A 26,316-nucleotide genomic window follows, 5' to 3' on the forward strand; every position below is an offset into this window, starting at 1 on the left:
CTCAGATGCGCCGCGCGACCGAAACGGTGAAGATGCCCCACTGGTCGATGCGCTGGTCGAGCTTCTCGAAATCGGCGGCTGCCACCAATTGGTCCATCTCGGCCTGCGTGCGGCGGCGCATCACCCAGGCCTGACCGCCGCGGTGCGAGGTCAGGCTGCGTGCGATCATCTCGAGCTGCGGATGCCAAGGCTGATTGGTGTAGACGAGCAGGCTTCCGGGTTGCATTGCGCTGGCCAGTCCACCGAGCGAGCGAGCGATCATAGCGTTATCGGAAAACAATTCGTAGAGCCCTGAGACGACGGCGAGATCCGGCGCCGGGTTGAGCCCGGCCAGCATCGTGGCGTCGAAGGCGTCACCTTGATGGAACGAAACGGTCGCCGGCAGCTTGCGCTCGGCGATCAGCTTGCGGCCGAGCGAGACGTTGAGTTCGGAGAAATCCTGCAGCCGCACGCTGGCCGGCGGCTCGGCGCATTTCTGAACGGCATCGAGCACGTAGCGGCCGTGGCCGGCTGCGATGTCGACGATATGGACCGGCCGGCCGGCTGCCTTGAGCGAGGCGGCGGCGCTGCCGATCAGCTCTTCCAGATGCAGCTTGCGCTGGCGGATGCCGCGCCAGCCGATGGCATCGAGAAAGGTGCGATCGATCATGCGGCCAATGGGGCTGATGCCGCGCGCCTCGTTCTCGTAAACATAGTCGAGCGTCGAGCCGGAATCGAAGCCGGTGGCAATTCCGGTCTTCATGCCGGACGACAGCCAGGCGCCCATGCGGATCGAAGCGCGGCTCATTGCCCAGTAGAGCCCCCTAGGAGACAGCAGCGGCAGCGGTGACGCCAGCTGGTCGGCCTCGTCGCGTGTGTAGCCGGCACGGTCGGCCTCGGTCAGATCGGCCAGCTTTTCCGGCGCCGCGAACTGCCTTTCGAGAAAAGGCCTGATCAGGTCGAGTGCCTTGTGGCGGTCGCGCTCGCCCAGCGTGTCGTGGAAGAAGCCGGGTAAAATATGCCGCTCCTTGGCCGGGCTCGCCAGATTGACGAAAAATTCGTGCTGCGGTCCATGCCGCACCACCCAATCGCTGCCGGAGATCAGAAGCTGTGTCGGCGCGGTGATGGCGCGAGCATCGGCGACGATGCGCACGGCATGCTCGTAGAGCTCGACCAGGATGTTGGAAGCGATCGGCCGCGTGATCAGCGGGTCGGCGTCGAATGAGGCGATGCGCTCGGGGTCATGCGTCAGGAATTTCGCCTTGACGTAGGAATTGACGAAGAAGCGGCCCTTCAGCTTCTGCCACAACGCAATGCCTTGCTTGGCGAAGGGCACGTAGAGCTTGACCGAGAAGGCCGGCGAGGCCAGCACCAGGGCGCGAATGTCGGGCGCATAATCATGCACCCAGGCGGCGGCAAGCACGGCGCCGAAGGATTGCGCGATCAGCGCGATGTCGCGCCGGGCAAAACCGTCGCTGCCGATCTCGCGCACGAAACAATCGATGTCGCGCACAAGTGCTGCAAACGACGGCGCATAGCCGCGCTCGCCGGCGGAGCGGCCATTGCCGCGCGCGTCCCAGGCATAGAAGGCGTGGTCGGGCATCTCGAGTTCGTCGGCCAAATGGGCCATGCGGCCGCCATGCTCGTGACCGCGGTGGAACAGCAGGATGGCACCCTTGGGGTTTTCCGACAGCGCCGGCCAATAGCGATAGAAGATCTCGGTGCCGTCATGGCTCTTGAAGCTGCGCTCCTGCGCCACCCGCTCGATGTTGGCTGAAGCCACTGCGGCAACCATCTGTTGGTGAAGCATGTTGTTCTCCCTGGCGAGACCGGAATTCAGCTGCCGCTCTCGTTAAGGCCGCTGCGTATCCGGTTGATGGCGGTCGCCAGCGAGAGTGTAGCCATGGCCGGAAACACGAGCGGCGTGAGCGCCGGGACCCACAGGCCGGACGCGATAAGCACGGCGATGATGCCAAGCGCTAGCGCCCGGTCGCTTTTGCCGAACGGGCCGGCATAGTTGCGCCCGGTTCCTGCGGCGATGCCGAGCACGCCGGCGTACTCCGTGATCATCGCCGCGATAGCGAATGCAACGACACCCCAGGCAGGAAAAATGACGGCAAAGGCCAGGATCAAAGCGAGATCGGAGACAACATCGCAGAGCTCGTTGAGATACATGCCCAGCTTCGAGGCCTGGCCATGTTCCCTTGCGAGCATGCCGTCGATGGCATTCAGCGCCATTCGCGTAAACAACACGAGCGGCATCAGCAGAAAGACCACGCGGTGGCCGGCAAGGACTGCCACCACAAGGCCGGTGGCGAGCGAGAGGGCAGCGGCCAACAGCGTGATCTGGTTGGCGGTGATGCCCGCCCTGGCCAGGCCGTCGGCAAGCGGCCGCAACCTGGCCTGGAAGGCCGGTTTCAGCGCATAAAGCGTCGGCATGTGTGCGAACCCCCCGGCCCGGTGCAAAGTGATGCTGGCGAGGATGGTCAATTGGCGCGCAAGACGCAAGGGCGGCGCCCACCACTTTCCGGCAAACTTGCCGGACGGCTATGTCCTCTCTCTGACCGTGTCGCCCGGGAACCGTGCGGGCAAGCTTTCTTCGGCCTCCGCCCAGGCGCGACTGTGATAACGCCGCAGCACGAGAATGCACGTCGCGAAGACCGCCAGCCCGCAAATCACGCCGGGCGCCATGCCTCCGCCGAAAGCGGACTTAACAACGATGCCGGTGAAGACGCCGGCGATGGCGCCATTGATCGTGCCCACCATGCCCGCGGTGGTCATGAAATATTGCAGCGGCGAGGGCCTGAGACCTTTGTCGACCAGCACCGCCGAGGGGTCGTCATGCGTGGAATTGACAAGGTATCTTTGCAGGACTGGCGCCAGTTCGACGAAATAGTGGCGGATCCTGGCCATGTCGCGGGCATGCACCATGTCCTCGATGGCAACCTGCACCGCGCGCACAAAGGTGACCAGGCCGATGAAGAAAAGGCAAGGCAGCAAGATAAGGCTGAACAGCACGAACGGCCTGCCCATTTCCGTGACCTGTGCGACGAAGGACAAGGCAATCGTTGCGCTCGAGACCGAGGTCAGGAACAATTCGGCTCGCTGGTTCGCTTCCTGAATAGTCGCGGCGCGGGCGTTTTGCAGCACGAAATGCTCCGTCGTCAGGCACTGCAGGGCCTGCTGCGCCTGGTCAGGCTGAACCGGAGCATCGGGAGAACGGGTCATCGACATTGCCCCCTTCTGCCCGCCGGAACCGGCAGGGCGGAGGGGGCGTCGTCCTGCTGCAAGCCATCAGGACTTGCCGTTGCCGCCGTTGATGGCGATACGCTTGGCCTTGGCCTGGGCACGCTCCGTCTTCGGCAGCGTCACGCTGAGCACGCCGTTCCGGAACGCGGCGTTCACCTTGTCTTCGTCGACTTCGTAGCCGAGCGGGATACGCCGCTCGAAACGGCCATAGAAGCGTTCGGAGAATTGCCTGTCCTTGTCCTCGGTCTCTTCGCGTTTCTCGCCGCGCAGCGTCAGCACGCCGTCATCGAGCAGCAGCTCGACGTCCTTCTCGTCCATGCCGGGGATCTCGGCGGTGACGCGGATCTCCTTTTCGCCATCGGAGATTTCGACACTCGGCCAGCTGGCGCGGGCAGCGGAGGAGCCACCAAGCGACGGCAGCCGCGTGTCGAAGCCGCGGAACGCCTCGTCGAACAGGCGGTTCATTTCGCGATGCAGCGTCAGGAAGGGATCGCGATCACCGTCGCGGAACAGGCTGGGGGTCTGATTGTTCTCCCGGCCCCAGGGAATGAGATCACGAATAGCCATTTTATTGTGTCCTTTCTCGACTGGTGCATTCAGGCAGCCTGCTTGTTTGCTTCGGTCTGCGCGACCTTCAGCCCGGTCTTCGGCGAGGCGGCATCGGTCACGATTGCGATGCGCCGAGGCTTCATCTCCTCCGGCACCTCACGCACCAGATCGATGCTGAGCAGGCCGTTGTCGAGCGAGGCGCCTGCGACCTTGACGTGATCGGCAAGCTCGAAACGGCGGGTGAAGGGCCGTGCGGCGAGCCCACGATGCAGATACTCCGCGTTATCCGGCTCCTTGTGCTGGCCGGAGACAATCAGGAGGTTGGGTTCGTGGGTGATTTCGAGGTCGTCCTCGGAAAAGCCAGCGACGGCGATAGTGACGCGGTAATTGTTCTCGCCGCTGCGCGCGATGTCATAGGGCGGCCAGGCGTCGAAGGCCTGCGGAGCATTTTCCAGCAGGTTGAAGACGCGGTCGAAGCCGATGCTCGACCGATAGAGCGGGGAAAAGTCGAATGCGGTTCTCATAGCTACATCCTCCATCGAGCAACATAGACACGAGGAGCGCCAAAGAGCTGGCACTCCCTGGTTTCGCCGGCCCCATTTGGGCGACCGGTGCCTTCGATCTGGTTATTGTGCGCCGCGAGTCAAGGCCCGGTGGCTTTCGCGTTGCCGGATGGTTGCGCCAAATCTCGCAAAGCGGGCTGGCTTCAATCGCCAATGCTGACTTCCCCCGGGCCGGTTATTGTCTGCCGCAGGTCAAGACCCAGATTCTTGTGTTGCCGGGCCCATTCCCGGCACTCGCAGACGGAGCTGACCATGACACGCGACGAGATCATTTCTGTGCTGGGCCCGGTCGACGACGCCGTGATCGCCGACATTGCGGCGACGGACGGGACAGTCCAGGAATTGCGCGAGGCCCTGGCCTGGATCGCAGCCGACGAGGCGCTGGTGAACGAGGGCCGACCGCTGCCGACGGCAAGAGTAGCGACGCTGATCGAACTGCTGCAAGGGCCGGACGAGGAAGAATAATCGGCTGTCGCCGCGAAAGAGGCGAACCATGTCCTTCAGCGGCGCCGGCCGGCCGCCGGTGCCGCCAGCATAACGTTGCTTGCTCAAACAAGAAGACGATCAGAAAACAAGGAGGAAGTGATGGACGACGTCCGCTTTGCCGAGCCGATCACGTTGAAATTCCAATCCAGCGAGCGCAAGGTCGCCAGCAGTTGGGAAGCCATCGAATGCATGCGCCAGCAGTGGCCGGACCGTGCACGCGGCCGGAGTTGGCGCGCCGCCTATCGGCGCGCTCGACGGCTGGCGCACCGCGCGTGATGCGCGCAAGGCCTTCGTCAGGGCGGCGCGCAAGGCCGGATTGCTCGCGTCGGCCCGCAAGCCTGTCGACCACGCCGGCTAGTCCGTATCCTTGATATCGTGAGATCCAAACAAGAGGGGAGAGCTGGCCACCGCTCTCCCCCTGCTTCGGAGACTCTGTCCCCTGTCTAGCGGCAGATCGGCTTGCTCCTCAGTGGACGGTGATAATGCCGTTTACGGCCCGCCATTCGGAAGGCTGGATCAGGTGGTGATGGGCAACGCGCACCGAATGCAGCGGGCCTTCGATCTCGCGCTCCCAGAAATCGAGGAAATGCTTCAGCGTCGGGAAATCGGGCGCAATATCGTATTCCTGCCAGATGTAGAGCTGCAGCAGACTCCGATGATCGGGCAGGCGGTAGTGGATCTCCGCCGTGGTGAGGCCAAACCCTTGCATCTGGAGCTGAAAGTCCCTGCTGGTCATGCGATCGTCCTTTCCGTTGAAATCTCGGTCGGTTGAAATCTCAGTCTGCAAAACGCCTCGCCTTCCACATAGGTTCCAGCCGCCACGAGCGGCTTTGGGCAGACGGGATTTCGAAATATCCGGCCAAAATTTGAGGCGCATTTTAGCTGATAGCGGCTAATGTGCGAACGATTGCAGTGCATTGGCACTCTCAGGCGTCGAGTGCTAAAATTTTTGCGTGACCCTCTTGAAAGTAGAAAAAAGCGCGACTAGTTCGTATGCGCGCGAAGCCTATGAAGGGGTCGCGCACCCGGTACCGGGCCGATATTACCGGTCTGGTCAGGAGGATTTTCGAAAATCTGTTTGTCCTGAGAGGAGAACGACATGACGTTCCGTCCATTGCACGACCGCATCCTGGTCCGCCGTATCGAGGTCGACGAGAAGACCGCCGGCGGCATCATCATCCCCGACACCGCCAAGGAGAAGCCGCAGGAGGGCGAGGTCATTGCCGCCGGTCCGGGCGCGCGCGACGACAGCGGCCAGTTGCAGCCGCTCGACGTCAAGGTCGGCGACCGTATCCTGTTTGGCAAATGGTCCGGCACCGAGATCAAGCTCAATGGCGAGGATCTGCTCATCATGAAAGAGAGCGACGTGCTGGGCGTTATCGAGGGCGCCGGCGAGATGAAGAGGGCCGCCTGAGCGGGGCCTGAACAAGCATTCCAGTCAACGAAAAGCTGCCTATTCGAAGGAGTGATCCAATGGCTGCCAAAGATGTGAAATTTCATACCGAAGCCCGCGAGAAAATGCTGCGCGGTGTCGATATTCTCGCCAATGCGGTGAAGGTAACGCTCGGTCCCAAGGGCCGCAATGTCGTCCTCGACAAGTCATTCGGCGCTCCGCGCATCACCAAGGACGGCGTGACGGTGGCGAAGGAGATCGAGCTTCAGGACAAGTTCGAGAATATGGGCGCGCAGATGGTGCGCGAGGTCGCATCGAGGACCAGCGACACCGCCGGCGATGGTACCACGACCGCGACGATTCTGGCGCAGTCGATCGTCCAGGAAGGCGCCAAGGCGGTTGCTGCCGGCATGAACCCGATGGACCTGAAGCGCGGCATCGACAAGGCGGTCGAAGCAATCATCGCCGAACTGAAGGCCAATGCCCGCAAGGTGACCAGGAATGACGAGATTGCCCAGGTTGGCGCCATCTCGGCCAATGGCGATGCCGAGATCGGCCGCTTCCTCGCAGAGGCGATGGAAAGGGTTGGCAATGAGGGCGTCATCACTGTCGAGGAAGCCAAGACCGCCGAGACCGAGTTGGAAGTGGTCGAAGGCATGCAGTTCGACCGCGGCTATCTCTCGCCCTATTTCATCACCAACCAGGATAAGATGCGCGTCGAACTCGAAGAATCCTATGTGCTGATCCACGAGAAGAAGCTCTCCAACCTGCAGGCCATGCTTCCCGTGCTCGAAGCCGCCGTGCAATCCGGCAAGCCGCTGCTGATCATCGCCGAGGACGTCGAAGGCGAGGCGCTGGCGACGCTGGTCGTCAACAAGCTGCGCGGCGGCCTGAAGGTTGCAGCCGTCAAGGCGCCGGGCTTTGGTGACCGCCGCAAGGCCATGCTCGAAGACATCGCCATCCTGACCGGCGGCACGGCGATCTCGGAAGACCTCGGCATCAAGCTCGAGAACGTCACGCTGGAGATGCTTGGCCGCGCCAAGAAGGTCTTGATCGAGAAGGAGAACACCACCATCGTCGACGGTGCCGGCCGCAAGGATGAAATCCAGGCGCGCATCAGCCAGATCAAGGCCCAGATCGAGGAAACCACCTCAGACTACGACCGCGAGAAGCTGCAGGAGCGGCTGGCCAAGCTCGCCGGCGGTGTCGCCGTCATCCGCGTCGGTGGCTTGACCGAGGTCGAGGTCAAGGAGCGCAAGGATCGCGTCGACGACGCCATGCATGCTACACGCGCGGCGGTCGAGGAGGGTATCCTGCCCGGCGGCGGCGTAGCGCTGCTCAGGGCGGCGAAGGCGCTCGACAACATCGCCGTCGACAATCCCGACCAGAAGACCGGTGTCGACATCGTGCGTCGCGCGATCGAGGCGCCGGTGCGCCAGATCGCCGAGAACGCCGGTGCGGAAGGTTCGATCATCGTCGGCAAGCTGCGCGAGACGACCGACTTCGGCTATGGCTGGAACGCCCAGACCAACGAGTTCGGCGACCTGTACGGACAGGGCGTCATCGATCCGGCCAAGGTCGTGCGCACCGCCCTGCAGGGTGCCGCCTCTGTTGCCGGCCTGCTGGTGACGACCGAGGCGATGGTGGCCGAGAAGCCGAAGAAGGAAACGCCCATGCCTCCGATGCCCGGCGGTGGCGGCATGGACTTTTAAGGCCAGGCTTCCAAAGCGCGACTGCGAGACGGCAGATGGACCGTGTCCGCCAAAACGGGGCGCGGTCTTGCCGGTCCGGGACTAATGCTGAGGAGGTGTTGCCATGGATATGATGGACAGTTTTGGAAAGATCGCGGCGCCGACCCGCCCCAAGAACGATTTCAACTATGAGACCGATTGCAGGGTGGCGCTGGCGCCTTTGGTCGACGGCTTGCTGGATATGGCCGAGTCGGCCGGCTGGGACCGCCGCAAGGCGGCCTACACGCTGATGTTTCTGTCGGCTCAACGCGTGGGGGCCGGCACGGAGGAGCGCAAATGATCGCGGCGCGGATGCGCGAATGCCTGCGCCTGCTGCGGTGGTCGGAAACCGATTTCGCCGAAGAGGCAGGATACCCGCTCGCCAAGGCAAAGGCGTGGCTCTACGGGCGCGAACATCCGCCGCTGGGCGTGGCGGCCTGGCTCGAGGCACTGGTCAAGGTGCATCGGCTGCTGCCGCGGCCCGGCATGCCGCAGGCCGTATTGCAATTGCCGATCGACGTCGTCCTGCAGATGGATCGAAGCGCCCGCGCGGTTGAGTTCCGAAAGGAGCCGATTGAGCCAGGAAAGGAGAGTGTCATGGATCGTGCTTCGTTCGACAAGCCGGTTACCATCCTCACCGGCCTCGGTACGCCGACGAAGATAGAAAGCGCGGCTGAGGCCCATGCGCTTCTGGCTGAATGGCCGGCAACGAGCCGGATGGCCGCGCATGACATCGCCGCAAAAGCGTGCCGTGCCGCACTGGAAGGAGAGATCGACGCCGAAACGGCGCGCGCCACCTTCGTTGCCTTCGCCCGCCGCAACGACCTGCTTGCGCCGCAGACGACCGGGATGGTTGCCGGCGAGAGCGTTGCCGGCGCGACGGTCGCCGACTGGGCAACGCGCCCACAGCGCGTCAACGCCCCGGCCTGAGCGGCGCTTTTTGAGCTGCGTTTGAGATTGGCGAAAGCCGAGGTCCCGGTCAATCTCCCCATCAAGTGGGGAGATTGGCCGCCTGGCCGACAGCGCTTTAAGCCGTCGGCAGCAGCCGGCGCATGATCAGCGAGGCGTGGCCGCCCACGCCGTGTGCAGCCGGCCGGCGCTCGACCACTTCGAAGCCGTGCTTGCGATAGAAGGCGATTGCGCGGTCGTTGCCCTCGATCACTTCCAGCGCGATGCTGGGAATACCAGCATGCGCGGCAAGAACGGCGTGCAGCAGGTCGGCGGCAAGGCCGGTGCCGTACTCGCTTTTGTCGATATGGAGCCGCTCGAGCATGACTTCGCCCTTGTCATCCATCGCCGCCATCGCGTAGCCGGCGAGCGAGCCGTCAGCCCGCTGGGCGACGAAGGACATCTTGTTGTCGTCCCTGAGCTCGGCCGCCAGCCGCTCCGGCGCGTGCTTCTCAGCCGACAGCCGTGCGGCGGTCTCGGCTCCCAGGATCGGTGAATAGGTGTGTCGCCAGGACCCTCCAAGCAGCCGCGACACCGCCGGAACGTCCTGCTCGGTCATGGTTCTTATTTGAGTCATTGGCATCTCCCGGGCAGTTTACGGCATCGCAGCGTTTCCTCCGCCATCACCTTCTCACCCGCGATTTCAGCCAGCGGTCGAAGGCGACGGCGAGGATGAGGATCAGGCCGATGACGATGCTTTGCGTGTAGGACGAGACGTTGTTGAACTGCAGCCCGTTCTGCAAGACGCCGATCAGTCCTGCCCCGACCACCGTGCCGCCGACGCTGCCGATGCCGCCGAACAGCGAGGTGCCGCCGATGACGACCGCCGAGATCACCGTCAGCTCATAGCCGATGCCCGCGACGGCTTCGGAGGAGTTGAGCCGCGCCGACAAAACGAAGGCGGCAAGGCCGGCGAAGAAGCCGACGATGATATAGACCGAGATCAGGATGCGGTCGACACGCAGGCCGGAGAGCCGCGCCGCCTCGGCATTGCCGCCGACGGCATAGACGGCGCGACCGTAGCGCGTGTAACGCAGCACGATATGGCAAAGGATTGCGGCAATCGCGAAGATGATTGCCGGCACCGGAACCGGGCCGATCAGGCCGGTACCGAACCAGCGCATCGAGGCGTCGAAGCCGGAGATCGGACCGCCATTGGAGATCGTCAAGGTCAGGCCGCGAAACACGGTGAGGCCGCCGAGCGTGACGACGAAGGGCGGCACTTTCAGCCTGGTGATGGCAAAGCCCTGGACGCCGCCGGCCAGGGCGCCGACGACGACGGCGGCGAGAAGGGCGGCGAACCAGCCATAGCCCTGCGTGCCCGTCGTCGACAGCGACAGCGTGTTGGCGGTGCCGCCCTTGGCCACCACGGCCGCGACCATGCCGCAGAAGGCGAGCAGCGAGCCGACCGACAGGTCGATACCGGCGGTCAGGATGACGAAGGTCATGCCGAGCGCGATCAGCCCCGTGATCGAGATCTGCCGCATGATGTTGAACAGGTTGATCGGGTCGATGAAGCTCGGCTTCAGCACGGTGAAAACGACGATCAGCAATGCCAGGAACATCAGCGGGCCGAAGCTCATCAGCAGGCGCGCAAGATTGACGCCGCCGCGCTGGCTCCGTTCGGTCGTGCTGGTCATTGCGTTACTTCCTGCTTCTGGTCGAGCGCCATCAGTTCCATCAGTTTCTCCTCGGTCGCCTCGACGCCGGGCATCTCGCCGGTGATGCGCCCGCGCCGCATGGTGACGATCCTGTCCGACACCGCAAGCACTTCGGGCAGCTCGGAGGAGATCATCATGATGGCGATGCCGCGCGCGGCGAGCTCCACCAGGATCTGGTGCACTTCCGCCTTGGCACCGACATCGACGCCGCGCGTCGGTTCATCGACGATCAGCACCTTGGGATCGCGTGCCAGCCAGCGGGCAAGGATGACCTTCTGCTGGTTGCCTCCCGACAGTCCCTCGATAGGCTGCTCCGGCGAGGCCATGCGGATCGACAGCGTCTTCCTGTAGTTCGCCAGCGCCTCGCGCTCGCGCCGCTCGGCCATGAAACCGGCGGCATTGGAGTAGCGGTCGAGCGCGGCGACGGAAAAATTGGTGAGGATACCGAGTGCTGCGAAGATCGCCTGGTGCTTGCGATCTTCCGGCACCAGGCCGATGCCGAGCTCGATGGCGTCGGCGGGTGAGGCGGGCGCGATCGGCCTGCCGTCGAGCATGATGGTGCCGGCGGCAATGCGGTCGGCGCCGAAGATGGCGCGGGCGAGCTCGGTGCGGCCGGAGCCGACGAGCCCGGCGACGCCGAGGATTTCGCCCGCCTTGAGGTCGAGATCGACGCCTTCGAGCACGATCGCGTGCGGCGCCTGCGGATCGCGCACCGTGCGGAGGCCGCGCACCGAGAGCCGGACGTCGCCGGCGACATCGCGCTGCGTCGGCCTGGCATAGAGCTCGGAAGCGGCGCGGCCGACCATCTTCTCGATGATCTTCGGTAGCTTGATCGGCCCGCCTTCGCGGTCGAGATGGCCGGCCAACCTGCCGTCGCGCAGCACCGTCATGCGGTCGCAGATCGCCGATGCCTCCTCCAGCCGGTGGGTGACGAACATGATGGCGACGCCATCCTTGCGCAGCCGGTCCATGATCGCCATCAGCCTGTGCACTTCGGTTTCGGTCAGCGCCGACGTCGGCTCGTCCATGATGATCAAGCGGCTCTGCAGCGATAGCGCGCGGGCGATCTCGACCAACTGCTGCTCGGCCACTGACAGTGCGGAAACCGGCGTCGCCGGGTCGAGATCGAGGCCGACGCGAGCGATGATCGCGCGCGAATCTTCCTCCATTCGCCGCCAACTGACCAGCCCGAACCGGCCGAGCGGTGCGCGGCCGATGAAGATATTCTCCGCCACGGTCAGCGTCGGGATCAGGCTCAGTTCCTGGTAGATGGTGACGATGCCATGGCGCTTGGCATCCTGCGGATTGTGCGGGCTGAATTCGGCACCGTCGAAAACGATGCGGCCGCTGGACGGCGGCATTACGCCGGACAGTATCTTGAGCAGCGTCGATTTGCCGGCGCCGTTCTCGCCGAGCAGGCCGAGGATCTCGCCGGGGCGGACTTCCAGCGAAACGTCGTTCAGCGCGGTAACGCCGGCAAAGCGCTTGGTCACGCCCTCGACAGTGAGGAGGGCGGGGAAGGGTGAAGGCGCAGTGGCTTCAGTCGCGGGCAAAGGTTGCTCCCAATTTGCGATTGACGGCGGGACAGCACCCCCCTCTGCCCTGCCGGGCATCTCCCCCACGAGGGGCCCACGAGGGGGAGAATGGATGTCACCTTGGCTTTCGCCAATCTTCCGCGTTGCAAAAAAGGCGCTATGGGCGAAGCTGCCGATCTCCCCCAAGTGGGGGAGATGCCCGGCAGGGCAGAGGGGGCGCGACAGAACGCTACTTTTGCTGCTGCGCGCCCTACTTCGTCTCGCCCAGCCTTTCCGCCTTGTCGAGATTGTCCTTGCCGATGACGATCGGGGTCAAAAGCACCAGCTTTTCCTTCGGCTCGGTCTTGTCCTTGGCGTAGGCGACCGCGATCTGCACGGCGGTGCGCGACTGCTCGCCGGGGAATTGCTCGACCGTGCCGGCCAGCTTGCCATCGCGCACGGCGACCAGCGCTTCGGGGAGCGCGTCGAAGCCGTAGATCTTGACGTCGGTGAAGTTGCGCGCCGCGCAGGCTTCGACCGCGCCAAGCGCCATGTCGTCATTGGCGCAGATGATCGCGTCGGGCTTGCCGTTGGCGGCAAGGCCGGCCTCGGTGACGGACAGCGCCTCGGCGCGGGCGAAGTTGGCGGTCTGCTCGAAAATGATCTGGTACTTGTCCTTCATCGGATCGAGGACGTTGTGCACACCCTTGTTGCGGTCGATCGCCGGACCGGCGCCGGGCTGGCCCTGCAAATGGAAGATCTTGGCGCCGTTCGGGAACGCCGCCACCATCGCCTGTGCTTCGGCCTCTCCGCCCTTGACATTGTCGGCGCCGACATGGGCTAGGATGCCTTCGACGCCGTCGACGCGGCGGTCGATGGTGACGACGGGAACGCCGGCCTTCACCGCTTCCTCGATAGCCGGGGCCAGCGCGTTGACGTCGAGCGGCGAGATGACGATGGCGTTGACCTTCTGCACGAGCGCCGCTTCGATATCGGCGGTCTGCTTGGGCGCCGAGTTCTGGCCGTCGCTCTCGACCAGGTTAACGCCTTGCGCCTGGGCTTCCGCCTTGATCTGGTTCAGCATGTGCACGAAGAACGGAAAGCCGAGGCTGGGCACCGAACCAAGGATGGTCAGCTTGTCCTGGGCAAAAGCCAATTGCGGAGCGGCCAGCGCCAAGGCGCCCATCGCCGCCGACGACAGCAGGAATTCACGTCTGTTGATCAACTTAGTCTCCTCCCAGATGAGCGCACGACCCCGAGACCGGAACGGTTTTCCGGAAGGTCCTTGCGTCGATTCAAAATGGAGTGTCCTTCGAGCGCCCAACTCGTGTTTGAAGGGACGCAACGGCGCTCCAGCCGGTCCACCGCGACGTTCTCCTCCGCTCGGCGCCGGCGGGCGGATGCTAGCCAAGGCCGGAGCGTTGCGCAAGTTCGTAACCAGGCTCGCAGCGGCCGCGAAATTGACAGGCGACCCGCTCTCGGCCATCCTTAAGACATGCCGCTTTGCGGCTTTGTGCGTGAGTAACCAGCATGGCCAGTTCCGTCACCAGCCAGAAATCCAAGCGCGCCGCGGTGCGCAAGGCGCTCGGCCGCCATAAGGTGTACATCACCGCGCAGCGTTTTTCGGCCGGCAGCTACAGCGCCCGCGTGCTGGTCGACGGCGAGGCCTATTGGGTCGACGAATTCCGGCTCAGCCAGCTGCAGCAGGGCCTGTCGCCGGCCGAGCTCGAATTGACGCCGGCCACCGACGATTGAGCGTGGCGATTGGTGGCAGCGACGTTTTGGCTGGTCACCTGATGCAGGTAGCATCTATCTTTTCGAGCCGGCGTCGAGTTCTGTCGCACCCCCCTCTGTCCTGCCGGACATCTCCCCCACAAGGGGGGAGATCAGCAGCTTTGGCGCCAGCTCTCCTTCTGCAACGTCGAAGATTGGCGGAGGTCGCCGTGACATCCGATCTCCCCCCGTGTGCGGGAGATGCCCGGCAGGACAGAGGGGGGCGCGAAGGAACGAGACGTTTGCACTTGGCTGCCGTGCTTTGGTCGATCCCATGCCACCTCCCTCCAAGCTGAAGGCCTATCGCGCCAAGCGCGAGTTCACGAGGACGCCGGAACCAGCCGGCGGTCTGGTTGCCGGCGACGGCAATCGTTTCGTCGTCCACAAGCATCACGCCACCGCCGATCACTATGATCTGCGCCTGCAGGTCGGCGACGTGCTGAAGAGCTGGGCGGTGCCGCGTGGCCCGTCGCTCAATCCCGCCGACAAAAGGCTGGCGGTCGAGACCGAGGACCATCCGCTCGAATATATCGATTTCGAGGGCGTCATTCCCGCAGGCGAATATGGCGGCGGGCCGATGATCGTCTGGGATGCCGGCGTCTGGGCGCCGATGGACGATGTCGAGAAGAGCCTGCGCACCGGTTCCTTCAAGTTCCGCCTCGCCGGCGAGAAGCTGAATGGCGGCTGGATGCTGACGCGGCTGAAACCGAAGCCCGGCGAGGATGAGGGCAAGAAGAACTGGCTGCTGTTCAAGGAGCGCGATCTCGCCGCCGACGCCGCGCTCGACATACTGGAAGCCCGACCGGAAAGCGTCAAATCCGGACGCCGCATCGAGGAGCTGGTGGCAACGCCGAAGCCTGCCGCCAAACCTGCCAGGCCGGTGGTGCTGAAACCCGGCGCTTTGCCGGGCGCCGTCAAGGCGCCGCCGCCTTCCCGGATCGAGCCGCAGCTGGCTACGCAGGTTCCGAAGCCGCCGGGAGGTGAACACCCCGCGGAAAAAACACGCGAAATCTGGCTGCACGAGATCAAATTCGACGGCTACCGCACCATGGCGCATCTCGCTAACGGCGCAGCCAGGCTGATCACCCGCGCCGGCCTCGACTGGACGAAGCGCTATGGCGACCTGCCGCTTGCCTTCGCCAGGCTGCCCTGCCGCGAGGCGATCATCGATGGCGAGGTCGTCGCGCTCGACGCCAAGGGCATCAGCCGCTTTGCCCTTTTGCAAGACGCGCTGGCCGAGGGCGCCGGCAACAAGCTCCACTTCTACGCCTTCGATCTTCTCTATCTCGACGGCTGGGACGTGAGGCAGGCGCCGCTCCGCCGGCGCAAGGCGCTGCTTTCCCAATTGCTGTCCGGTCTCGGCGCGAATTCGGCCATCCAGCTCAGCGATCATGTCGAAGGCGACGGCCAGGCACTTTATGACCAGGCATCCGAGATGGGGCTCGAGGGTGTCGTCTCCAAGCGCGCCACGGCAATCTACCAGAGCGGCCGCACCAAGACCTGGACCAAGACCAAGGCGCTCCAGACCGGCGACTTCGTCATCGCCGGCTACACGGTCTCCGATGCGGCAGAGGGGTTGGCTGCACTTGGCCTCGGCGAATTCGAAGACGGCGAGCTGCACTATCGCGGCAAGGTCGGCACCGGCTTCGATGCCGGGACCGCCGGCGAATTGCTGGCGCGGCTGGAGCCATTGCGGGCCGGTGCATCCCCGCCCGAAGGGGTTCCCCGCGAAATCATGCGCGAGATGAACTGGGTGCGGCCGCTGCTCGCGGCCCATATCCACTACGCCAACCGGACCACCGACAATGCGCTGCGCCATGCGGTGTTTCGCGGCCTGCGCGGCGTCGGCCTGTCGACGCCGGTTTCGGCCAAGCGCAAGCGGCTGATCGCCGAGGCTGACCTCGCCACAATCTGGGTGACCAACCCGACGCGGCGGCTGTTCGGCAAGACCGGCCCGACTAAGCTCGACATTGCCGTCTATTATGCGCTGGTCGGCGATTTCATGCTGCCACATATCCTTGGCCGGCCGGTGTCGCTGGTGCGCTGCCCGACCGGCAGACCGCAGGACTGCTTCTTCCAGCGCCATGCCTTCACCGGCATGCCGTCCTCGGTGGCGACCTTCGAGGCTACCAACTCCGAGGGTGAAACCAAATCCTATCTCTCGGTGGAAGACGCCAAGGGCTATCTGGCGCTGGCGCAGTTCGGCGTCGTCGAGTTCCACATTTGGGGCACCCATCGCACGCGGCTCGACAAGCCCGATTTGATCGTTTTCGACCTCGACCCGGGCGAGGGGATCGCCTGGCGCGAGGTGGTGGAGGCGGCGGTGCATATTAAGGGCGAACTGGAAACGCTGGGACTGGTGCCGTTCGCCAAGACCTCCGGCGGCGACGGCATCCACATCACCGTGCCGGTAACACAAAAGCAGAACTGGAAGAAACTGCACCAGGCGACCAGCGCCATCTCCACGCATCTTGCCGCCACCGCGCCCGACACTTTCACCACCACCATGGGCAAGGACAACCGCAAGCGGCGCATCTTCATCGATTATCACCGCAATGCGCGCAGCCACACCTGGGCCGCACCCTATTCGCTGCGCGCCCGCACCAATTTGCCGGCCTCGACGCCGGTCAGCTGGAGCGATCTGGCGACCATCGACGCTCCGCAGGATCTGAATTATTCGTCGCTGCCGGGCCTTCTGGCGACGTCAGGCGACCCTTGGGCCGACATGGAAGATTTCGCCGGGGATTTGCCGGTGATAGGCACCACGAGGTAGTCCTGCGAGCGCGGCGCCAGACTCCATCGACGCTCCGGAAAATTTGAATTAATCTTCGCCACGGACCTCTTGCCTGCAGGCGGCTCGTAGCGGAGGAAGATTTCGCTAGGGATTTGCCCGTATTGTAAGGGGCAATGTAGGATTTCGGCAGCCGCATTCGTCCTCCGGACGAAACAGCGCTGCGAACAGTTCGACAGCACAAGGCCGCGTAGGAGTATTTCATGGCGCCCAGGGCAAGTTGGAAAGGTTACCTCAAGCTCAGTCTGGTCAGCTGTCCGGTACGGCTCTATCCGGCGACCAGTGCCAGCGAGCGCATCAGCTTCAACCAGCTGCACAAGAAGACGCACAATCGCATCAACATGAAGCCGGTCGACCCCGAGCTCGGGCTGGTCGAGCGCTCGGACCTGGTCAAGGGCTACGAATACGAGGACAAGCAGTACATCATCATCGACGATACCGATCTCGATTCGGTGCGCATCGAATCCAACCATACAATGAACATCGAGGCCTTTGTCGACGAGCGTTCGGTCGACGTCATCTACCAGGACGCGCCCTATTACCTGGCGCCGGATGGCGCAATGGCCGAGGAGACCTTCGCCGTGCTGCGCGAAGCGATGCGCAAATCCGGCAAGCTGGCGATCGCCCGCCTCGTGCTATCCAGCCGCGAGCGCGTGGTGACGATCGGCGCGCGCGGGAACGGCATGTTCGTCTGCACCTTGAGGAATCCGAACGAAGTGCGTGGCACGGCTGAATATTTCGGCAATATCCCGGCCGGAAATCCCGATCCCGAAATGCTGCAATTGGCCGAAGCGCTGATCAAGCAGAAGGAAACCACCTTCGATCCGAAGAGCTACGAGGACCGCTACGAGATCGCGCTGATGGCGATGATCCGCGAGAAGCTCAAGGGCCACAAGCCGATCATCGCGGCGGCGCCTGAGCGCGGCAATGTCATCAATCTCATGGATGCGCTAAAGGCGAGCCTGTCGCAATCGGCCAAGCCGCCGGCCAAGTCGAAGAGCAAGGCCGATGAGCCGGCGAAACCGGCAGCCAAAGCAAAGTCTGCCAAGGGCGGCGCCAAGGAAAACCCGCTCAAGGCCAATCTGCTGCAGGCCGTCGGTAAGAGCAAAGGGTGACGGCGCCTACTGGCACGATCTTCGGCACTATCGGCGCGCTCGCGGCGTTTCCGGTTCGCATGGCGGAGCGCGAAGTCGCGCGCCAGCAGAGCCAATTGCGGCGCGGAGTCACCAGACGGACCACCCATGTCGTATTCGGGCGGACGTTCCTCGCCAAGGCTGATGATGCCGAGATTGAGCGCCGCGTCGTCACCGAGCGCGCGGCCGGGCGCAAGCTGGTCAGCGAGAACGGCTTCCTGCGCCTGCTCGGGCTGATGAAGGCGCCGGAGGCATCGGCGCTGTCGCGTCAGTCGCTGATCGATCAGTCGCGGCTGACCGGCGCCGATCTCGACCTTTTGTCACTGTTCGACGCCTTCGAGCATGATTGCGAACCGTATTCCTTCCGCGACCTGATCCTCGCCCGCAAATATAGCGGGCTGGTCGCCGGCGGCGCCTCATGGGGGGCGATCGCGCGCTCGGTGCACCGCTCCGGCCCGGTCGCCTCGCTCACCGCCAAGTCGCTCGCTGTCGGCTCGCAGCATGGGCGCGCCGATGCCATCTATCTCGAGGGCGGCCAGAGCGAACTCGACGGCCAGCTGCTGTTCGATCTGGGAACGCAGGATGACGACACGCTGGAAGAGCTGTTCGCCGATGCCGAGGCGGCGGAAGAGGCTGAAGACCACGAGCAGGCCGCGGCACTCTACCAGCGCTGCCTGGCCATTGATCCAAGCGACGCCATCGCCGCCTTCAACCGCGCCAACTGCCTGCGGGCGGCCGGCCACGCGGCGGAGGCGGCGCACGACTATGCCCGCGCGATAAAGCTCGATCCCGGGTTCGTCGAGGCCTGGTTCAATCTGGCCGGGCTGATGAGCGAAGAGGGGCGGGTGGCGTCGGCTCGGCGACATTTGCTGAAGGCGATCGCACTGGATGCGAAGTACGCCGATGCGGTGTTCAACCTTGCGAGGCTGGCGTTCGACGCCGGCAATCTCGCCGAGGCGCGGCGGAACTGGGTGCGCTATCTCGAGCTCGATGCCGATTCCGAATGGGCGCGCATGGCGGCCAAAGGGATACAGTTCGTCGATTTGCAGCTGGCGCGGATGTCGGGGTGACGATGATTAGCGAAGGCCGAGATGGCAGCCAATCTCCCACGAGGGGGGAGATTGGCAGCGTCGCAGTCGGCTCTCTTCCTGCACCGATTTACCCGTTATCATGACCGCCTTCCTCTTCGACGGCCCCGACACTGCCCCAATCACCATCCTGCTCGCGCATGGCGCCGGGGCGCCGATGGATTCGCCCTCGATGACAGCCACCGCCAAGGCGCTCGCCGCAGCCGGGTTCCGCGTCGCGCGCTTTGAATTCCACTACATGGCGGCTCGCCGCTACGGCCATCGCAAGCCGCCGCCGCGCGCCGAGACGGTTAACCCGGAATATATCAAGGCAATCGCCGATCTCAGGGCGAAAGGCGTGAAGGGTTCGCTGATCATCGGCGGCAAGTCGATGGGCGGGCGCGTCGCTTCGATGATCGCCGACGAGATGTTTTTGAAGGGCGAGATTTCAGGGCTGCTTTGTCTCGGCTATCCCTTCCATCCGCCGGGCAAACCGACACAGCTTCGGACAAAACACCTCGCCGATCTGAAGACGCCGACATTGATCTTCCAGGGCACGCGCGACGAGTTCGGGACCAAAGACGAGGTCGCGACCTATGCTCTGTCCGACGCAATCGAGATCTTCTGGCTGGAAGACGGCGACCATGATCTGAAGCCGCGCAAAAACATCTCCGGCTTCTCCACCGCCGATCATCTGAAGACGCTGGCTGATGCGGTGAAGGCGTGGACCGAACGCATCGTGCGCTGAAGCAGGCCGATGAAGATCGCCACCTTCAACATCAACAACATCAACAACCGGCTGCCAAACTTGCTCGCATGGCTGGCCGCCGCCAAGCCCGACATCGCCTGCCTGCAGGAGCTCAAGGCCAGGCAGACGCAGTTTCCGCGCACCGCGCTTGCGGCGGCCGGCTACGGGGCGGTGTGGGTCGGGCAGCCAACGTGGAACGGCGTCGCCATCCTTTCGCGTGGCTCGGAGCCGGTGCTGACCCGCGAGGCGCTGCCCGGCGACGACGGCGACCAGCAGGCGCGCTACATCGAAGCGGCGGTCAACGGCATCGTTATAGCTTCGCTCTACGCGCCGAACGGCAATCCGCAGCCCGGCCCGAAATTCCAGTACAAGCGGGCCTGGCACGAGAGGCTGGAGGCGCATGCGGCGCAGTTGCTCGACACCGGCCTGCCGGTGGTGCTGGCCGGCGACTACAACATCGTGCCCGAGCCGCGCGACATCTACCCGACCCGCTCCTATGACGACAACGCTCTGGTGCAGCCGGAAAGCCGGGCATCGTTTCAGCGGCTGCTCGACCAGGGCTGGCTTGATGCGCTGCGCAAGAAGCACCCGACGGAGACGCTCTACACGTTCTGGGACTATCGCCGCAATCGCTGGCCGCGCGATGCCGGCCTGCGGCTCGACCATATCTTGCTCAGCAAGAAGCTGTCGCGCCGGCTGATAGCGGCGGGCATCGACCGCGACGTGCGTGGCGAGGCCGGCGCCAGCGACCACGCGCCGGTCTGGGTGGCGTTGCAGTGAGGCACGAAAGCTGGCGGCGCCTTCCGGGCGGCGGACAGTCAGGTTGGCCGCGCCGCTTCGCGGGCGAAGGCCTCTATCAAAGGGGCGTATCCCTCAAGGTCGGGCTGCATAGCGAAACTGTGGGTAGCGGCGGTCGAAGCCCAGGGCAGCTTTTCCGAAGTGAAGACTTCGACGAAGGGCACATACCAATGGTGCTCGTCCAGCATGGTCGCACGAACGTTGACAAGGAAATCCAGGCCATGCGGGCGCGTGAACATCCAGTTCTTGCAATGCGGGCAATAGAGCTGCCGGTGCGGGCCGTGCATGCCGCCGACCACCGGCTCGCCTTGCGTTATGGCGAAACCGTCGCTGGGCACCGCGATGGTCAGGGAATACGCGCTGGCGCTCAACTTCTGGCAGCCGGTGCAGTGACACGCCGTCGTCAGCAAGGGCGGCGCGCTGATACGGAAGCGTATTCCACCGCACAGGCAACCGCCGTCCCAAGGTAACTTCCAATCGTCCATCGCTGGCCCCGCGTTAGCCTCTGCAAGCGAACTAGCGCGCGACCGGTCTCCCGGCAACGCCGCGATGCTTGCGGCAGCTGCCCAAGGGCTGGCGTGGACTTGAGCCAACACAAGGTCATCGACAAGCCAGGCGCCGAGCGCCATCATTGCAGAGCGGACAGTGGCCGAGGGGAGCCCAATGAACAGGTTTGCCGACAGGCTGCTTGCAGCCATGATGGTTGTGATCGGCACGGCTTGCGTCATCAAGGCGTATCTGGCGCTTGACGAGGCGAGCGAACCTTTCGCGTCCGTGCGTCTGGCGGTCTTCGGGGCGGCGGGTGTCGTTTCGCTAACCAACGCGCTGTTGTTGTTGGCCGGCCTGCTGCCGTCCAGGGCGAGGCTCGATCCCAAGGCGCCACTGTTCGGCAGGGAAGCCGAGATTCGTCCGACCGGCGGCTTGCGGCGGGTCGCCCTCGTCCTGCCATTGATTGCCGTCGCTGCGTTTGCGGCCGATCAGTTCGGGCCTTGGCGGAGCGGGACCGCGGAGAAGCCGGCGCCGAACACGCCGAAGAGCGAGGACATTGCGAGCGCACCGTCGCCGGAGCCACCCGCCGGTCCGGTGCTCGCAACCCCGCCGGCCGCGATCCCTCCGGCGCCACCGGAGCAGGCAGCCGAGGCGCCGCCCGCGGAGCCGGTGCCGCCTGCTGCTGTGCCGGCGGCGCCAGTGCAGCCGCCGGAGGTCCCGCTGGCACCGCCTGCCTCACCACCGCAGACGATCGCGCCGTTGCCCGAGCCTCCACCGCCGCAGCCGATGGAGACCGGCAACCAGCTCGGCATGTTCGACAGCCGGTCCGGCCCGATCTACGCGGTTGCTTTTGCCGCCGACGGCACGGTGCTGACCGGCGGCTATGACCGCAGCGTCAGGGACTGGCCGGCGGGCGGCGGCGATGGAGCGGTGCTTTTCGCCGGCGCGCCGGAGTGATAGCCTTACGACAATTTGCATTGCCCGCGCTTGAATACCCCGCCTCTGGCCTGCCGGGCACCTCCCCACGAGGGAGGAGATCGGCAGCTTCACGTCCTTCGCTCAGGAATCGTGAACACCACGTCGGCGCGGCCGTAGCCGCCATCGGCGACCTCCTCGATCAGCACCATCGTGTAGGGGCGCACGCCTTCGCCGAATATCTCGACGAACAGGGCTGTGGTCTTGTGGACGAGGTCCTCCTTCTGTCCGGCGGTCAGCGCGCGCTCAGGCACCTTGAAGTTTGCAAATGGCATGATGTCGATTCCCTGTTGGTTGTTAGAGGTGAAGTCAGACCGTGCCGCCATTGGCGCGCAGGACCTGGCCGTTGACCCAGCCGCTGTCCGGTCCGGCGAGGAACGACACTACGCCGGCGATGTCGGCGGGCTGGCCGAGCCGCCCGAGCGGGATCATCCTGGTGATCGTTTCGACCAGTGCCTCGGACTTGCCGCCGAGGAACAGTTCGGTGGCCACCGGCCCCGGCGCCACGACATTGACGGTGATGCCGCGCGGCCCGAGTTCCTTGGCCAGCACATGGGTCATCGCCTCGACGCCGGCCTTGGTGGCAGCGTAGACACCGTAGGTCGGCTGGTAGAGCCCGACCACGCTAGACGAGAAGCTGATGATGCGGCCGCCCTCGCGCAGCCTTCTTGCGCCCTCGCGCATGCCGCGGAAGACGCCACCGAGGTTCACCGCGACCTGTTGTTCGAAACCGGCGTCGTCCATCTGCGCGATCGGCGCGAGCTTCATGATGCCGGCATTGTTGACCAGCACGTCGAGGCCGCCAAAGGCCTGCTCGGCTGCGTCGAACAGATGCGCCACGCCCTTGGGGTCGCCGATATCGGCCTGGACGGCGATCGCCGTGCCGCCTGCTGCCTCGATCGCGCGCACCACGCCTTCGGCGGCTTCAGCGCCCCTGGCATAGTTGACGACGACCGAAAAGCCGTCGCGTGCCAGCCTTCTGGCAATTTCGGCGCCGATACCCTTCGAGGCGCCGGTTACCAGCGCCACCTTTCCATTCCGCGTAGTCATGTCAGCTCTCCAATTCCTGTCGGCTGAAAATAGGCGATAAATCCTGCGGGATAATCGCTCGGGACTTGCCAACACCATTCGGATATGGCGAACAATGGCGATGGACAGTCTCGACCGGATGCGCCTGCTTGCCCGCGTGATCGAGCGCGGCAGCTTCACCGCCGCCGCCGCTGATCTGTCGATGTCGCGATCGACCGCCACTGAGGCGATCAAGGAACTGGAGGCGCGGCTGGGGGTGAGGCTGCTCGAACGCACCACGCGCCATGTCACCCCGACCTTGGACGGCCAGGCCTATTACCAGCGCTGCCTCGCCATCCTTGCCGATGTCGAGGATGCCGAGGCTGGCTTTCAATCGGCGCAACCGCATGGCCTTTTGAGGATCGACGTGCACGGCTTCATGGCCCGCCATTTCATCCTGCCGCGGCTCTCCGAATTCCTCGACCGCTACCCCGGGATCGACCTGCATATCGGCGACGGCGACCGGCTGGTCGATCTGGTGCGCGAGGGCATCGACTGCGTGCTGCGTTCCGGCGAACAGGCCGACAGCGGCATGATCGTGCGGCGGGTGGCAACATTGCGCGAAGTCACCTGCGCCAGCCCCGCCTATCTCGACAAGTACGGCATGCCGGCAACCCCCGACGAACTCAAAGGCCATCGGATGGTCGGCTTCCGCTCGTCGCGGACCGGCGAGGTCATGCCGCTCGAATTCACCGTTGGCGGCGCGTTGCGCTATGTCACGCTGCCCAACCGGGTGACGGTCAACGGCTCCGACACGATGGCGGAGCTGGCGCGTCTCGGCTTCGGCCTGGTGCAGGCGCCGCATTACCGCTTCGCCGCGGATTTCGCGCGCGGCACGCTTGTCGAAGTGCTGTCGGATTACCCGCCGCCGCCGACACCGCTGTCGGCGCTCTACCCGCAGAACCGCCAGCTCGCGCCGCGGGTACGCGTGTTCATCGACTGGGTGATCGGGATTTTTGGCGAGGATGGGACAGCGGGCCGGGCGTGATCGTGCACCGGGGCGCCGGCTATTTTGCGGAGGGCAGCCAGCCTTTTGACTTGATCTAAGAGGGGGGTGGGAGGGAACGCGACTTGCGCAAGGCGGCAGCCCGCATCTCCACAGGCCTGCCGTTTATCGGTCAATTTGGCGCACGCGCTCATGATCTGCGGGCTTCCGCAAGCGCGGCCTATCGCGTATTGGCGCGGGAACTCTCCTTTGGCCTTCCCGGAAAACCATGATTCGTCTCGAAAGCATCAGCAAGCAGAACGGCCGGCAGATTGTCTTCATCGAAGCCTCCGCCGCCTTGCAGAAGGGCGAGAAGGTTGGGCTGGTCGGGCCTAACGGCGCCGGCAAGACGACGCTGTTTCGCATGATCAACGGCGAGGAGCAGCCCGACGAAGGCCAGGTCTCGGTCGATCGCGGCGTCACCATCGGCTATTTCAGCCAGGATGTCGGCGATATGGAAGGCCGCAGCGCCGTCGCCGAAGTGATGGACGGCGCCGGGCCGGTCAGCGAAGTGGCGGCCGAGATGCGCGAACTCGAAACCGCCATGGGCGACCCCGATCGCGCCGGTGAGATGGACGAGGTCATTGCCCGCTACGGCGAGGCGCAGCACCGCTTCGAGGAGCTCGACGGCTACGCGCTGGATGGGCGTGCTCGCGAGGTGCTGGACGGCCTTGGCTTCAGCCAGGAGATGATGGACGGCGACGTCGGCAAGCTGTCCGGCGGCTGGAAAATGCGCGTGGCGCTGGCCAGGATCCTTCTGATGCGGCCCGACGCCATGCTGCTCGATGAGCCGAGCAACCATCTCGACCTCGAAAGCCTGATCTGGCTGGAGCAGTTCCTGAAGAACTATGACGGCGCGCTGCTGATGACCTCGCACGACCGCGAGTTCATGAACCGCATCGTCAACAAGGTGGTCGAGATCGACGGCGGCTCGCTGACGGCCTACTCGGGGAATTACGAATTCTACCAGCAGCAGCGGGCGATTGCCGACCGGCAGCAGCAGGCGCAGTTCGAGCGCCAGCAGGCGATGCTGGCCAAGGAGATCGCCTTCATCGAGCGCTTCAAGGCGCGGGCGTCACATGCCGCCCAGGTGCAGAGCCGGGTGAAGAAGCTGGACAAGATCGACCGTGTCGAGCCGCCCAAGCGCCGCCAGAAGGTGTCGTTCGACTTCCAGCCGGCGCCACGCTGCGGCGAGGACGTGGTGACGCTGAAGAACGTGCACAAGGGCTATGGCAGCCGCTCGATCTATGAGGGGCTGGATTTTCAAGTGCGTCGCCGCGAGCGCTGGTGCGTGATGGGCATCAACGGCGCCGGCAAGTCGACGCTGCTGAAGCTGGTGGCCGGCGCTTCCGAGCCCGATAATGGCACGGTGGCGCGCGGCCCGAGCGTCAAGATGGGCTATTTCGCCCAGCACGCCATGGAGGTACTGGAGGGCGAACGCACCGTGTTCCAGACGCTGGAAGAAGCGTTTCCGCAGGCCGGCCAGGCGCCGCTCAGGGCGCTGGCCGGCTGCTTCGGCTTTTCCGGCGACGAGATCGAGAAGAAATGCCGCGTGCTGTCGGGCGGCGAGAAGGCGCGGCTGGTGATGGCGCTGATGCTGTTCGACCCGCCCAATTTGCTGGTGCTGGACGAGCCGACCAACCACCTCGACATCGCCACCAAGGAGATGCTGATCACGGCCCTGTCGCAGTACGAGGGAACCATGCTGTTCGTCTCGCATGACCGCCATTTCCTAGCGGCGCTGTCGAACCGGGTGCTGGAACTGACGCCCGACGGCATCCACACCTATGGCGGCGGCTATACCGAATATGTCGAGCGCACCGGGCAGGAGGCGCCGGGGTTGCGGAGCTGAGGCCGGCTCTGCCGCTCACGGTCACGTAGACGCTCGATTCCGGAGGCCAAGCACGAGCTGCTCAGCCGTGTATCGCAATTTCGCGCAGCGGATCGCGGCCATCGATGAACAGCCGGCCTTGCGCGGTCAACGCGGCACCGAGCCGCCGCAGGGCGATTTTACCTGCTTCGGGATGACGCCCGTCCAGCGCGCCGACGCGCACCGCAACGGCAATGTCGAAGTGCTTCTCGTCGGCCTCCAACTCGAAGTCCTCGATCGCGACCTGGCGAAGGCTCAGCCGGCCTGCCGCAATCTCGGCGCGCGAGGCGGCCCCGGCCTGCGCGATGGCCTTGGCCGAGCGGTCGATCGCCAGCACGTGCCCGCCGCCGATCCGGCGCGCGATCTCGCGCGCCGCAGCACCCGGTCCGCAGCCGATCTCCAGCACTCGCATGCCCTGCCGCAAGGGCAGCGCATTGACGATCGCCAAAAGCCTCGGCGACAAGTCGTTCGCCATACGCTGTTCTCCAGCTTGTTCGCGATCCGAGATTAGCCGCCGCGGCCGGCGACGGAAAGGCCGAGAGACGCT

28 protein-coding genes and 1 pseudogene are annotated in these 26,316 nt (G+C 64.7%); 15 read left to right on the forward strand and 14 right to left on the reverse strand.

Annotated features, from left to right (window positions below):
* Position 1: 1 nt before the first annotated feature.
* The 5 genes from AC0L2P_RS23060 to AC0L2P_RS23080 all read right to left on the reverse strand — a co-directional run bounded on the left by AC0L2P_RS23060 (position 2) and on the right by AC0L2P_RS23080 (position 4,301).
* A complete protein-coding gene (locus AC0L2P_RS23060; protein WP_473504448.1) occupies positions 2–1,774 on the reverse strand; it encodes a bifunctional alpha/beta hydrolase/class I SAM-dependent methyltransferase in 1,773 nt (590 codons plus the stop codon).
* Positions 1,775–1,815: 41 nt separating this feature from the next.
* The gene (locus AC0L2P_RS23065; RefSeq protein WP_473504324.1) at positions 1,816–2,418 is read right to left on the reverse strand and encodes a CDP-alcohol phosphatidyltransferase family protein; all 603 of its coding nucleotides are present in this window, start codon (positions 2,416–2,418) and stop codon (positions 1,816–1,818) included.
* 108 nt (positions 2,419–2,526) lie between these two features.
* Positions 2,527–3,207, reverse strand: coding sequence for a hypothetical protein (locus AC0L2P_RS23070; RefSeq protein WP_473504326.1), 681 nt, complete (start codon positions 3,205–3,207; stop codon positions 2,527–2,529).
* 66 nt (positions 3,208–3,273) lie between these two features.
* Complete coding sequence (locus tag AC0L2P_RS23075) at positions 3,274–3,795, reverse strand: Hsp20/alpha crystallin family protein (protein WP_473504328.1); 522 nt, start codon at positions 3,793–3,795, stop codon at positions 3,274–3,276.
* Between the two features lie 29 nt (positions 3,796–3,824).
* The gene (locus tag AC0L2P_RS23080; protein WP_473504330.1) at positions 3,825–4,301 is read right to left on the reverse strand and encodes an Hsp20 family protein; all 477 of its coding nucleotides are present in this window, start codon (positions 4,299–4,301) and stop codon (positions 3,825–3,827) included.
* Positions 4,302–4,592: 291 nt separating this feature from the next.
* Here AC0L2P_RS23080 and AC0L2P_RS23085 point away from each other — a divergent pair, with 291 nt between their 5' ends.
* Together AC0L2P_RS23085 and AC0L2P_RS23090 are read left to right on the forward strand one after the other, a co-directional pair.
* Positions 4,593–4,805 carry a hypothetical protein gene (locus AC0L2P_RS23085; protein WP_352475551.1) on the forward strand — a complete coding sequence of 71 codons (213 nt, stop codon included), beginning with the start codon at positions 4,593–4,595 and terminating at the stop codon, positions 4,803–4,805.
* Positions 4,806–4,925: 120 nt separating this feature from the next.
* Positions 4,926–5,184 (forward strand): annotated as a pseudogene (locus AC0L2P_RS23090) (DUF982 domain-containing protein).
* Between the two features lie 108 nt (positions 5,185–5,292).
* Here the strand turns inward: AC0L2P_RS23090 and AC0L2P_RS23095 are convergent.
* A complete protein-coding gene (locus AC0L2P_RS23095; RefSeq protein ID WP_023718102.1) occupies positions 5,293–5,562 on the reverse strand; it encodes an usg protein in 270 nt (89 codons plus the stop codon).
* A gap of 363 nt (positions 5,563–5,925) precedes the next feature.
* On the opposite strand from AC0L2P_RS23095, the gene AC0L2P_RS23100 reads away from it, so the two are divergent.
* The 4 genes from AC0L2P_RS23100 to AC0L2P_RS23115 all read left to right on the forward strand — a co-directional run bounded on the left by AC0L2P_RS23100 (position 5,926) and on the right by AC0L2P_RS23115 (position 8,879).
* Positions 5,926–6,240 carry a co-chaperone GroES gene (locus AC0L2P_RS23100; protein WP_023718103.1) on the forward strand — a complete coding sequence of 105 codons (315 nt, stop codon included), beginning with the start codon at positions 5,926–5,928 and terminating at the stop codon, positions 6,238–6,240.
* 59 nt (positions 6,241–6,299) lie between these two features.
* Positions 6,300–7,931, forward strand: a complete 1,632-nt coding sequence (groL, locus tag AC0L2P_RS23105) for a chaperonin GroEL (RefSeq protein WP_473504333.1) — start codon at positions 6,300–6,302, stop codon at positions 7,929–7,931.
* A 103-nt stretch (positions 7,932–8,034) separates the two neighbouring features.
* A complete protein-coding gene (locus tag AC0L2P_RS23110; RefSeq protein ID WP_473504335.1) occupies positions 8,035–8,250 on the forward strand; it encodes a hypothetical protein in 216 nt (71 codons plus the stop codon).
* Positions 8,247–8,879: a DUF982 domain-containing protein gene (locus tag AC0L2P_RS23115; RefSeq protein WP_473504337.1), complete on the forward strand. Its 633-nt coding sequence runs from the start codon at positions 8,247–8,249 to the stop codon at positions 8,877–8,879. The genes AC0L2P_RS23110 and AC0L2P_RS23115 overlap by 4 nt, the downstream gene beginning before the upstream one ends.
* Positions 8,880–8,976: 97 nt before the next feature.
* On the opposite strand, the gene AC0L2P_RS23120 is transcribed toward AC0L2P_RS23115, so the two are convergent.
* From AC0L2P_RS23120 to AC0L2P_RS23135, 4 genes are all read right to left on the reverse strand, one after another.
* Positions 8,977–9,474 (reverse strand): GNAT family N-acetyltransferase, encoded by a 498-nt coding sequence (locus AC0L2P_RS23120; RefSeq protein ID WP_473504339.1) that lies wholly within the window; start codon positions 9,472–9,474, stop codon positions 8,977–8,979.
* A gap of 46 nt (positions 9,475–9,520) precedes the next feature.
* Entirely contained in the window at positions 9,521–10,537 is a 1,017-nt protein-coding gene (locus AC0L2P_RS23125) for an ABC transporter permease (protein ID WP_473504341.1), read from the reverse strand.
* Positions 10,534–12,111 carry a sugar ABC transporter ATP-binding protein gene (locus AC0L2P_RS23130; RefSeq protein WP_473504343.1) on the reverse strand — a complete coding sequence of 526 codons (1,578 nt, stop codon included), beginning with the start codon at positions 12,109–12,111 and terminating at the stop codon, positions 10,534–10,536. The genes AC0L2P_RS23125 and AC0L2P_RS23130 overlap by 4 nt, the downstream gene beginning before the upstream one ends.
* A 232-nt stretch (positions 12,112–12,343) precedes the next feature.
* The gene (locus AC0L2P_RS23135; protein WP_473504450.1) at positions 12,344–13,294 is read right to left on the reverse strand and encodes a substrate-binding domain-containing protein; all 951 of its coding nucleotides are present in this window, start codon (positions 13,292–13,294) and stop codon (positions 12,344–12,346) included.
* A 308-nt stretch (positions 13,295–13,602) separates the two neighbouring features.
* Here AC0L2P_RS23135 and AC0L2P_RS23140 point away from each other — a divergent pair, with 308 nt between their 5' ends.
* The 6 genes from AC0L2P_RS23140 to AC0L2P_RS23165 all read left to right on the forward strand — a co-directional run bounded on the left by AC0L2P_RS23140 (position 13,603) and on the right by AC0L2P_RS23165 (position 20,364).
* Positions 13,603–13,827, forward strand: a complete 225-nt coding sequence (locus AC0L2P_RS23140) for a hypothetical protein (protein ID WP_473504345.1) — start codon at positions 13,603–13,605, stop codon at positions 13,825–13,827.
* 292 nt (positions 13,828–14,119) lie between these two features.
* A complete protein-coding gene (gene ligD / locus AC0L2P_RS23145) occupies positions 14,120–16,618 on the forward strand; it encodes a DNA ligase D (protein WP_473504347.1) in 2,499 nt (832 codons plus the stop codon).
* A gap of 221 nt (positions 16,619–16,839) precedes the next feature.
* Positions 16,840–17,751: a non-homologous end joining protein Ku gene (gene ku, locus AC0L2P_RS23150; protein ID WP_473504349.1), complete on the forward strand. Its 912-nt coding sequence runs from the start codon at positions 16,840–16,842 to the stop codon at positions 17,749–17,751.
* A gap of 59 nt (positions 17,752–17,810) precedes the next feature.
* Positions 17,811–18,839 carry a tetratricopeptide repeat protein gene (locus AC0L2P_RS23155; RefSeq protein ID WP_473504452.1) on the forward strand — a complete coding sequence of 343 codons (1,029 nt, stop codon included), beginning with the start codon at positions 17,811–17,813 and terminating at the stop codon, positions 18,837–18,839.
* Positions 18,840–18,939: 100 nt separating this feature from the next.
* The gene (locus AC0L2P_RS23160; RefSeq protein WP_473504351.1) at positions 18,940–19,584 is read left to right on the forward strand and encodes an alpha/beta hydrolase family protein; all 645 of its coding nucleotides are present in this window, start codon (positions 18,940–18,942) and stop codon (positions 19,582–19,584) included.
* A 9-nt stretch (positions 19,585–19,593) separates the two neighbouring features.
* The gene (locus AC0L2P_RS23165) at positions 19,594–20,364 is read left to right on the forward strand and encodes an exodeoxyribonuclease III (RefSeq protein WP_473504353.1); all 771 of its coding nucleotides are present in this window, start codon (positions 19,594–19,596) and stop codon (positions 20,362–20,364) included.
* Positions 20,365–20,402: 38 nt separating this feature from the next.
* Here the strand turns inward: AC0L2P_RS23165 and AC0L2P_RS23170 are convergent, their stop codons facing one another.
* Complete coding sequence (locus AC0L2P_RS23170) at positions 20,403–20,867, reverse strand: GFA family protein (protein ID WP_473504355.1); 465 nt, start codon at positions 20,865–20,867, stop codon at positions 20,403–20,405.
* 178 nt (positions 20,868–21,045) lie between these two features.
* Here AC0L2P_RS23170 and AC0L2P_RS23175 point away from each other — a divergent pair, with 178 nt between their 5' ends.
* The gene (locus tag AC0L2P_RS23175) at positions 21,046–21,828 is read left to right on the forward strand and encodes a WD40 repeat domain-containing protein (protein ID WP_473504357.1); all 783 of its coding nucleotides are present in this window, start codon (positions 21,046–21,048) and stop codon (positions 21,826–21,828) included.
* An 89-nt stretch (positions 21,829–21,917) separates the two neighbouring features.
* Here the strand turns inward: AC0L2P_RS23175 and AC0L2P_RS23180 are convergent, their stop codons facing one another.
* Positions 21,918–22,121 (reverse strand): tautomerase family protein, encoded by a 204-nt coding sequence (locus AC0L2P_RS23180; protein WP_473504359.1) that lies wholly within the window; start codon positions 22,119–22,121, stop codon positions 21,918–21,920.
* A gap of 34 nt (positions 22,122–22,155) precedes the next feature.
* Positions 22,156–22,896 carry an SDR family oxidoreductase gene (locus AC0L2P_RS23185; protein WP_473504361.1) on the reverse strand — a complete coding sequence of 247 codons (741 nt, stop codon included), beginning with the start codon at positions 22,894–22,896 and terminating at the stop codon, positions 22,156–22,158.
* 100 nt (positions 22,897–22,996) lie between these two features.
* On the opposite strand from AC0L2P_RS23185, the gene AC0L2P_RS23190 reads away from it, so the two are divergent.
* Together AC0L2P_RS23190 and AC0L2P_RS23195 are read left to right on the forward strand one after the other, a co-directional pair.
* Positions 22,997–23,902, forward strand: coding sequence for a LysR family transcriptional regulator (locus tag AC0L2P_RS23190; protein ID WP_473504454.1), 906 nt, complete (start codon positions 22,997–22,999; stop codon positions 23,900–23,902).
* A 226-nt stretch (positions 23,903–24,128) separates the two neighbouring features.
* The gene (locus AC0L2P_RS23195; protein WP_473504363.1) at positions 24,129–25,751 is read left to right on the forward strand and encodes an ABC-F family ATP-binding cassette domain-containing protein; all 1,623 of its coding nucleotides are present in this window, start codon (positions 24,129–24,131) and stop codon (positions 25,749–25,751) included.
* A gap of 61 nt (positions 25,752–25,812) precedes the next feature.
* Here AC0L2P_RS23195 and AC0L2P_RS23200 read toward each other — a convergent pair whose 3' ends face one another.
* The gene (locus AC0L2P_RS23200; protein WP_473504364.1) at positions 25,813–26,244 is read right to left on the reverse strand and encodes an SAM-dependent methyltransferase; all 432 of its coding nucleotides are present in this window, start codon (positions 26,242–26,244) and stop codon (positions 25,813–25,815) included.
* Between the last annotated feature and the right edge of the window lie 72 nt (positions 26,245–26,316).

The sequence above is a fragment of the Mesorhizobium sp. WSM4836 genome, from assembly GCF_055811815.1.

Bases quoted from the DNA above. Each gene is read 5' to 3' on its own strand.
- ligD (WP_473504347.1), top strand. From the start codon at position 14,120: ATGCCACCTCCCTCCAAGCTGAAGGCCTATCGCGCCAAGCGCGAGTTC.
- AC0L2P_RS23080 (WP_473504330.1), bottom strand. From the start codon at position 4,301: ATGAGAACCGCATTCGACTTTTCCCCGCTCTATCGGTCGAGCATCGGC.
- AC0L2P_RS23185 (WP_473504361.1), bottom strand. From the start codon at position 22,896: ATGACTACGCGGAATGGAAAGGTGGCGCTGGTAACCGGCGCCTCGAAG.
- AC0L2P_RS23125 (WP_473504341.1), bottom strand. From the start codon at position 10,537: ATGACCAGCACGACCGAACGGAGCCAGCGCGGCGGCGTCAATCTTGCG.
- AC0L2P_RS23180 (WP_473504359.1), bottom strand. From the start codon at position 22,121: ATGCCATTTGCAAACTTCAAGGTGCCTGAGCGCGCGCTGACCGCCGGA.
- AC0L2P_RS23100 (WP_023718103.1), top strand. From the start codon at position 5,926: ATGACGTTCCGTCCATTGCACGACCGCATCCTGGTCCGCCGTATCGAG.
- groL (WP_473504333.1), top strand. From the start codon at position 6,300: ATGGCTGCCAAAGATGTGAAATTTCATACCGAAGCCCGCGAGAAAATG.
- ku (WP_473504349.1), top strand. From the start codon at position 16,840: ATGGCGCCCAGGGCAAGTTGGAAAGGTTACCTCAAGCTCAGTCTGGTC.
- AC0L2P_RS23060 (WP_473504448.1), bottom strand. From the start codon at position 1,774: ATGGTTGCCGCAGTGGCTTCAGCCAACATCGAGCGGGTGGCGCAGGAG.
- AC0L2P_RS23170 (WP_473504355.1), bottom strand. From the start codon at position 20,867: ATGGACGATTGGAAGTTACCTTGGGACGGCGGTTGCCTGTGCGGTGGA.
- AC0L2P_RS23165 (WP_473504353.1), top strand. From the start codon at position 19,594: ATGAAGATCGCCACCTTCAACATCAACAACATCAACAACCGGCTGCCA.
- AC0L2P_RS23155 (WP_473504452.1), top strand. From the start codon at position 17,811: ATGGCGGAGCGCGAAGTCGCGCGCCAGCAGAGCCAATTGCGGCGCGGA.
- AC0L2P_RS23175 (WP_473504357.1), top strand. From the start codon at position 21,046: ATGAACAGGTTTGCCGACAGGCTGCTTGCAGCCATGATGGTTGTGATC.
- AC0L2P_RS23095 (WP_023718102.1), bottom strand. From the start codon at position 5,562: ATGACCAGCAGGGACTTTCAGCTCCAGATGCAAGGGTTTGGCCTCACC.
- AC0L2P_RS23120 (WP_473504339.1), bottom strand. From the start codon at position 9,474: ATGACTCAAATAAGAACCATGACCGAGCAGGACGTTCCGGCGGTGTCG.
- AC0L2P_RS23200 (WP_473504364.1), bottom strand. From the start codon at position 26,244: ATGGCGAACGACTTGTCGCCGAGGCTTTTGGCGATCGTCAATGCGCTG.
- AC0L2P_RS23160 (WP_473504351.1), top strand. From the start codon at position 18,940: ATGACCGCCTTCCTCTTCGACGGCCCCGACACTGCCCCAATCACCATC.
- AC0L2P_RS23190 (WP_473504454.1), top strand. From the start codon at position 22,997: ATGGACAGTCTCGACCGGATGCGCCTGCTTGCCCGCGTGATCGAGCGC.
- AC0L2P_RS23115 (WP_473504337.1), top strand. From the start codon at position 8,247: ATGATCGCGGCGCGGATGCGCGAATGCCTGCGCCTGCTGCGGTGGTCG.
- AC0L2P_RS23085 (WP_352475551.1), top strand. From the start codon at position 4,593: ATGACACGCGACGAGATCATTTCTGTGCTGGGCCCGGTCGACGACGCC.
- AC0L2P_RS23065 (WP_473504324.1), bottom strand. From the start codon at position 2,418: ATGCCGACGCTTTATGCGCTGAAACCGGCCTTCCAGGCCAGGTTGCGG.
- AC0L2P_RS23075 (WP_473504328.1), bottom strand. From the start codon at position 3,795: ATGGCTATTCGTGATCTCATTCCCTGGGGCCGGGAGAACAATCAGACC.
- AC0L2P_RS23195 (WP_473504363.1), top strand. From the start codon at position 24,129: ATGATTCGTCTCGAAAGCATCAGCAAGCAGAACGGCCGGCAGATTGTC.
- AC0L2P_RS23140 (WP_473504345.1), top strand. From the start codon at position 13,603: ATGGCCAGTTCCGTCACCAGCCAGAAATCCAAGCGCGCCGCGGTGCGC.
- AC0L2P_RS23110 (WP_473504335.1), top strand. From the start codon at position 8,035: ATGGATATGATGGACAGTTTTGGAAAGATCGCGGCGCCGACCCGCCCC.
- AC0L2P_RS23070 (WP_473504326.1), bottom strand. From the start codon at position 3,207: ATGACCCGTTCTCCCGATGCTCCGGTTCAGCCTGACCAGGCGCAGCAG.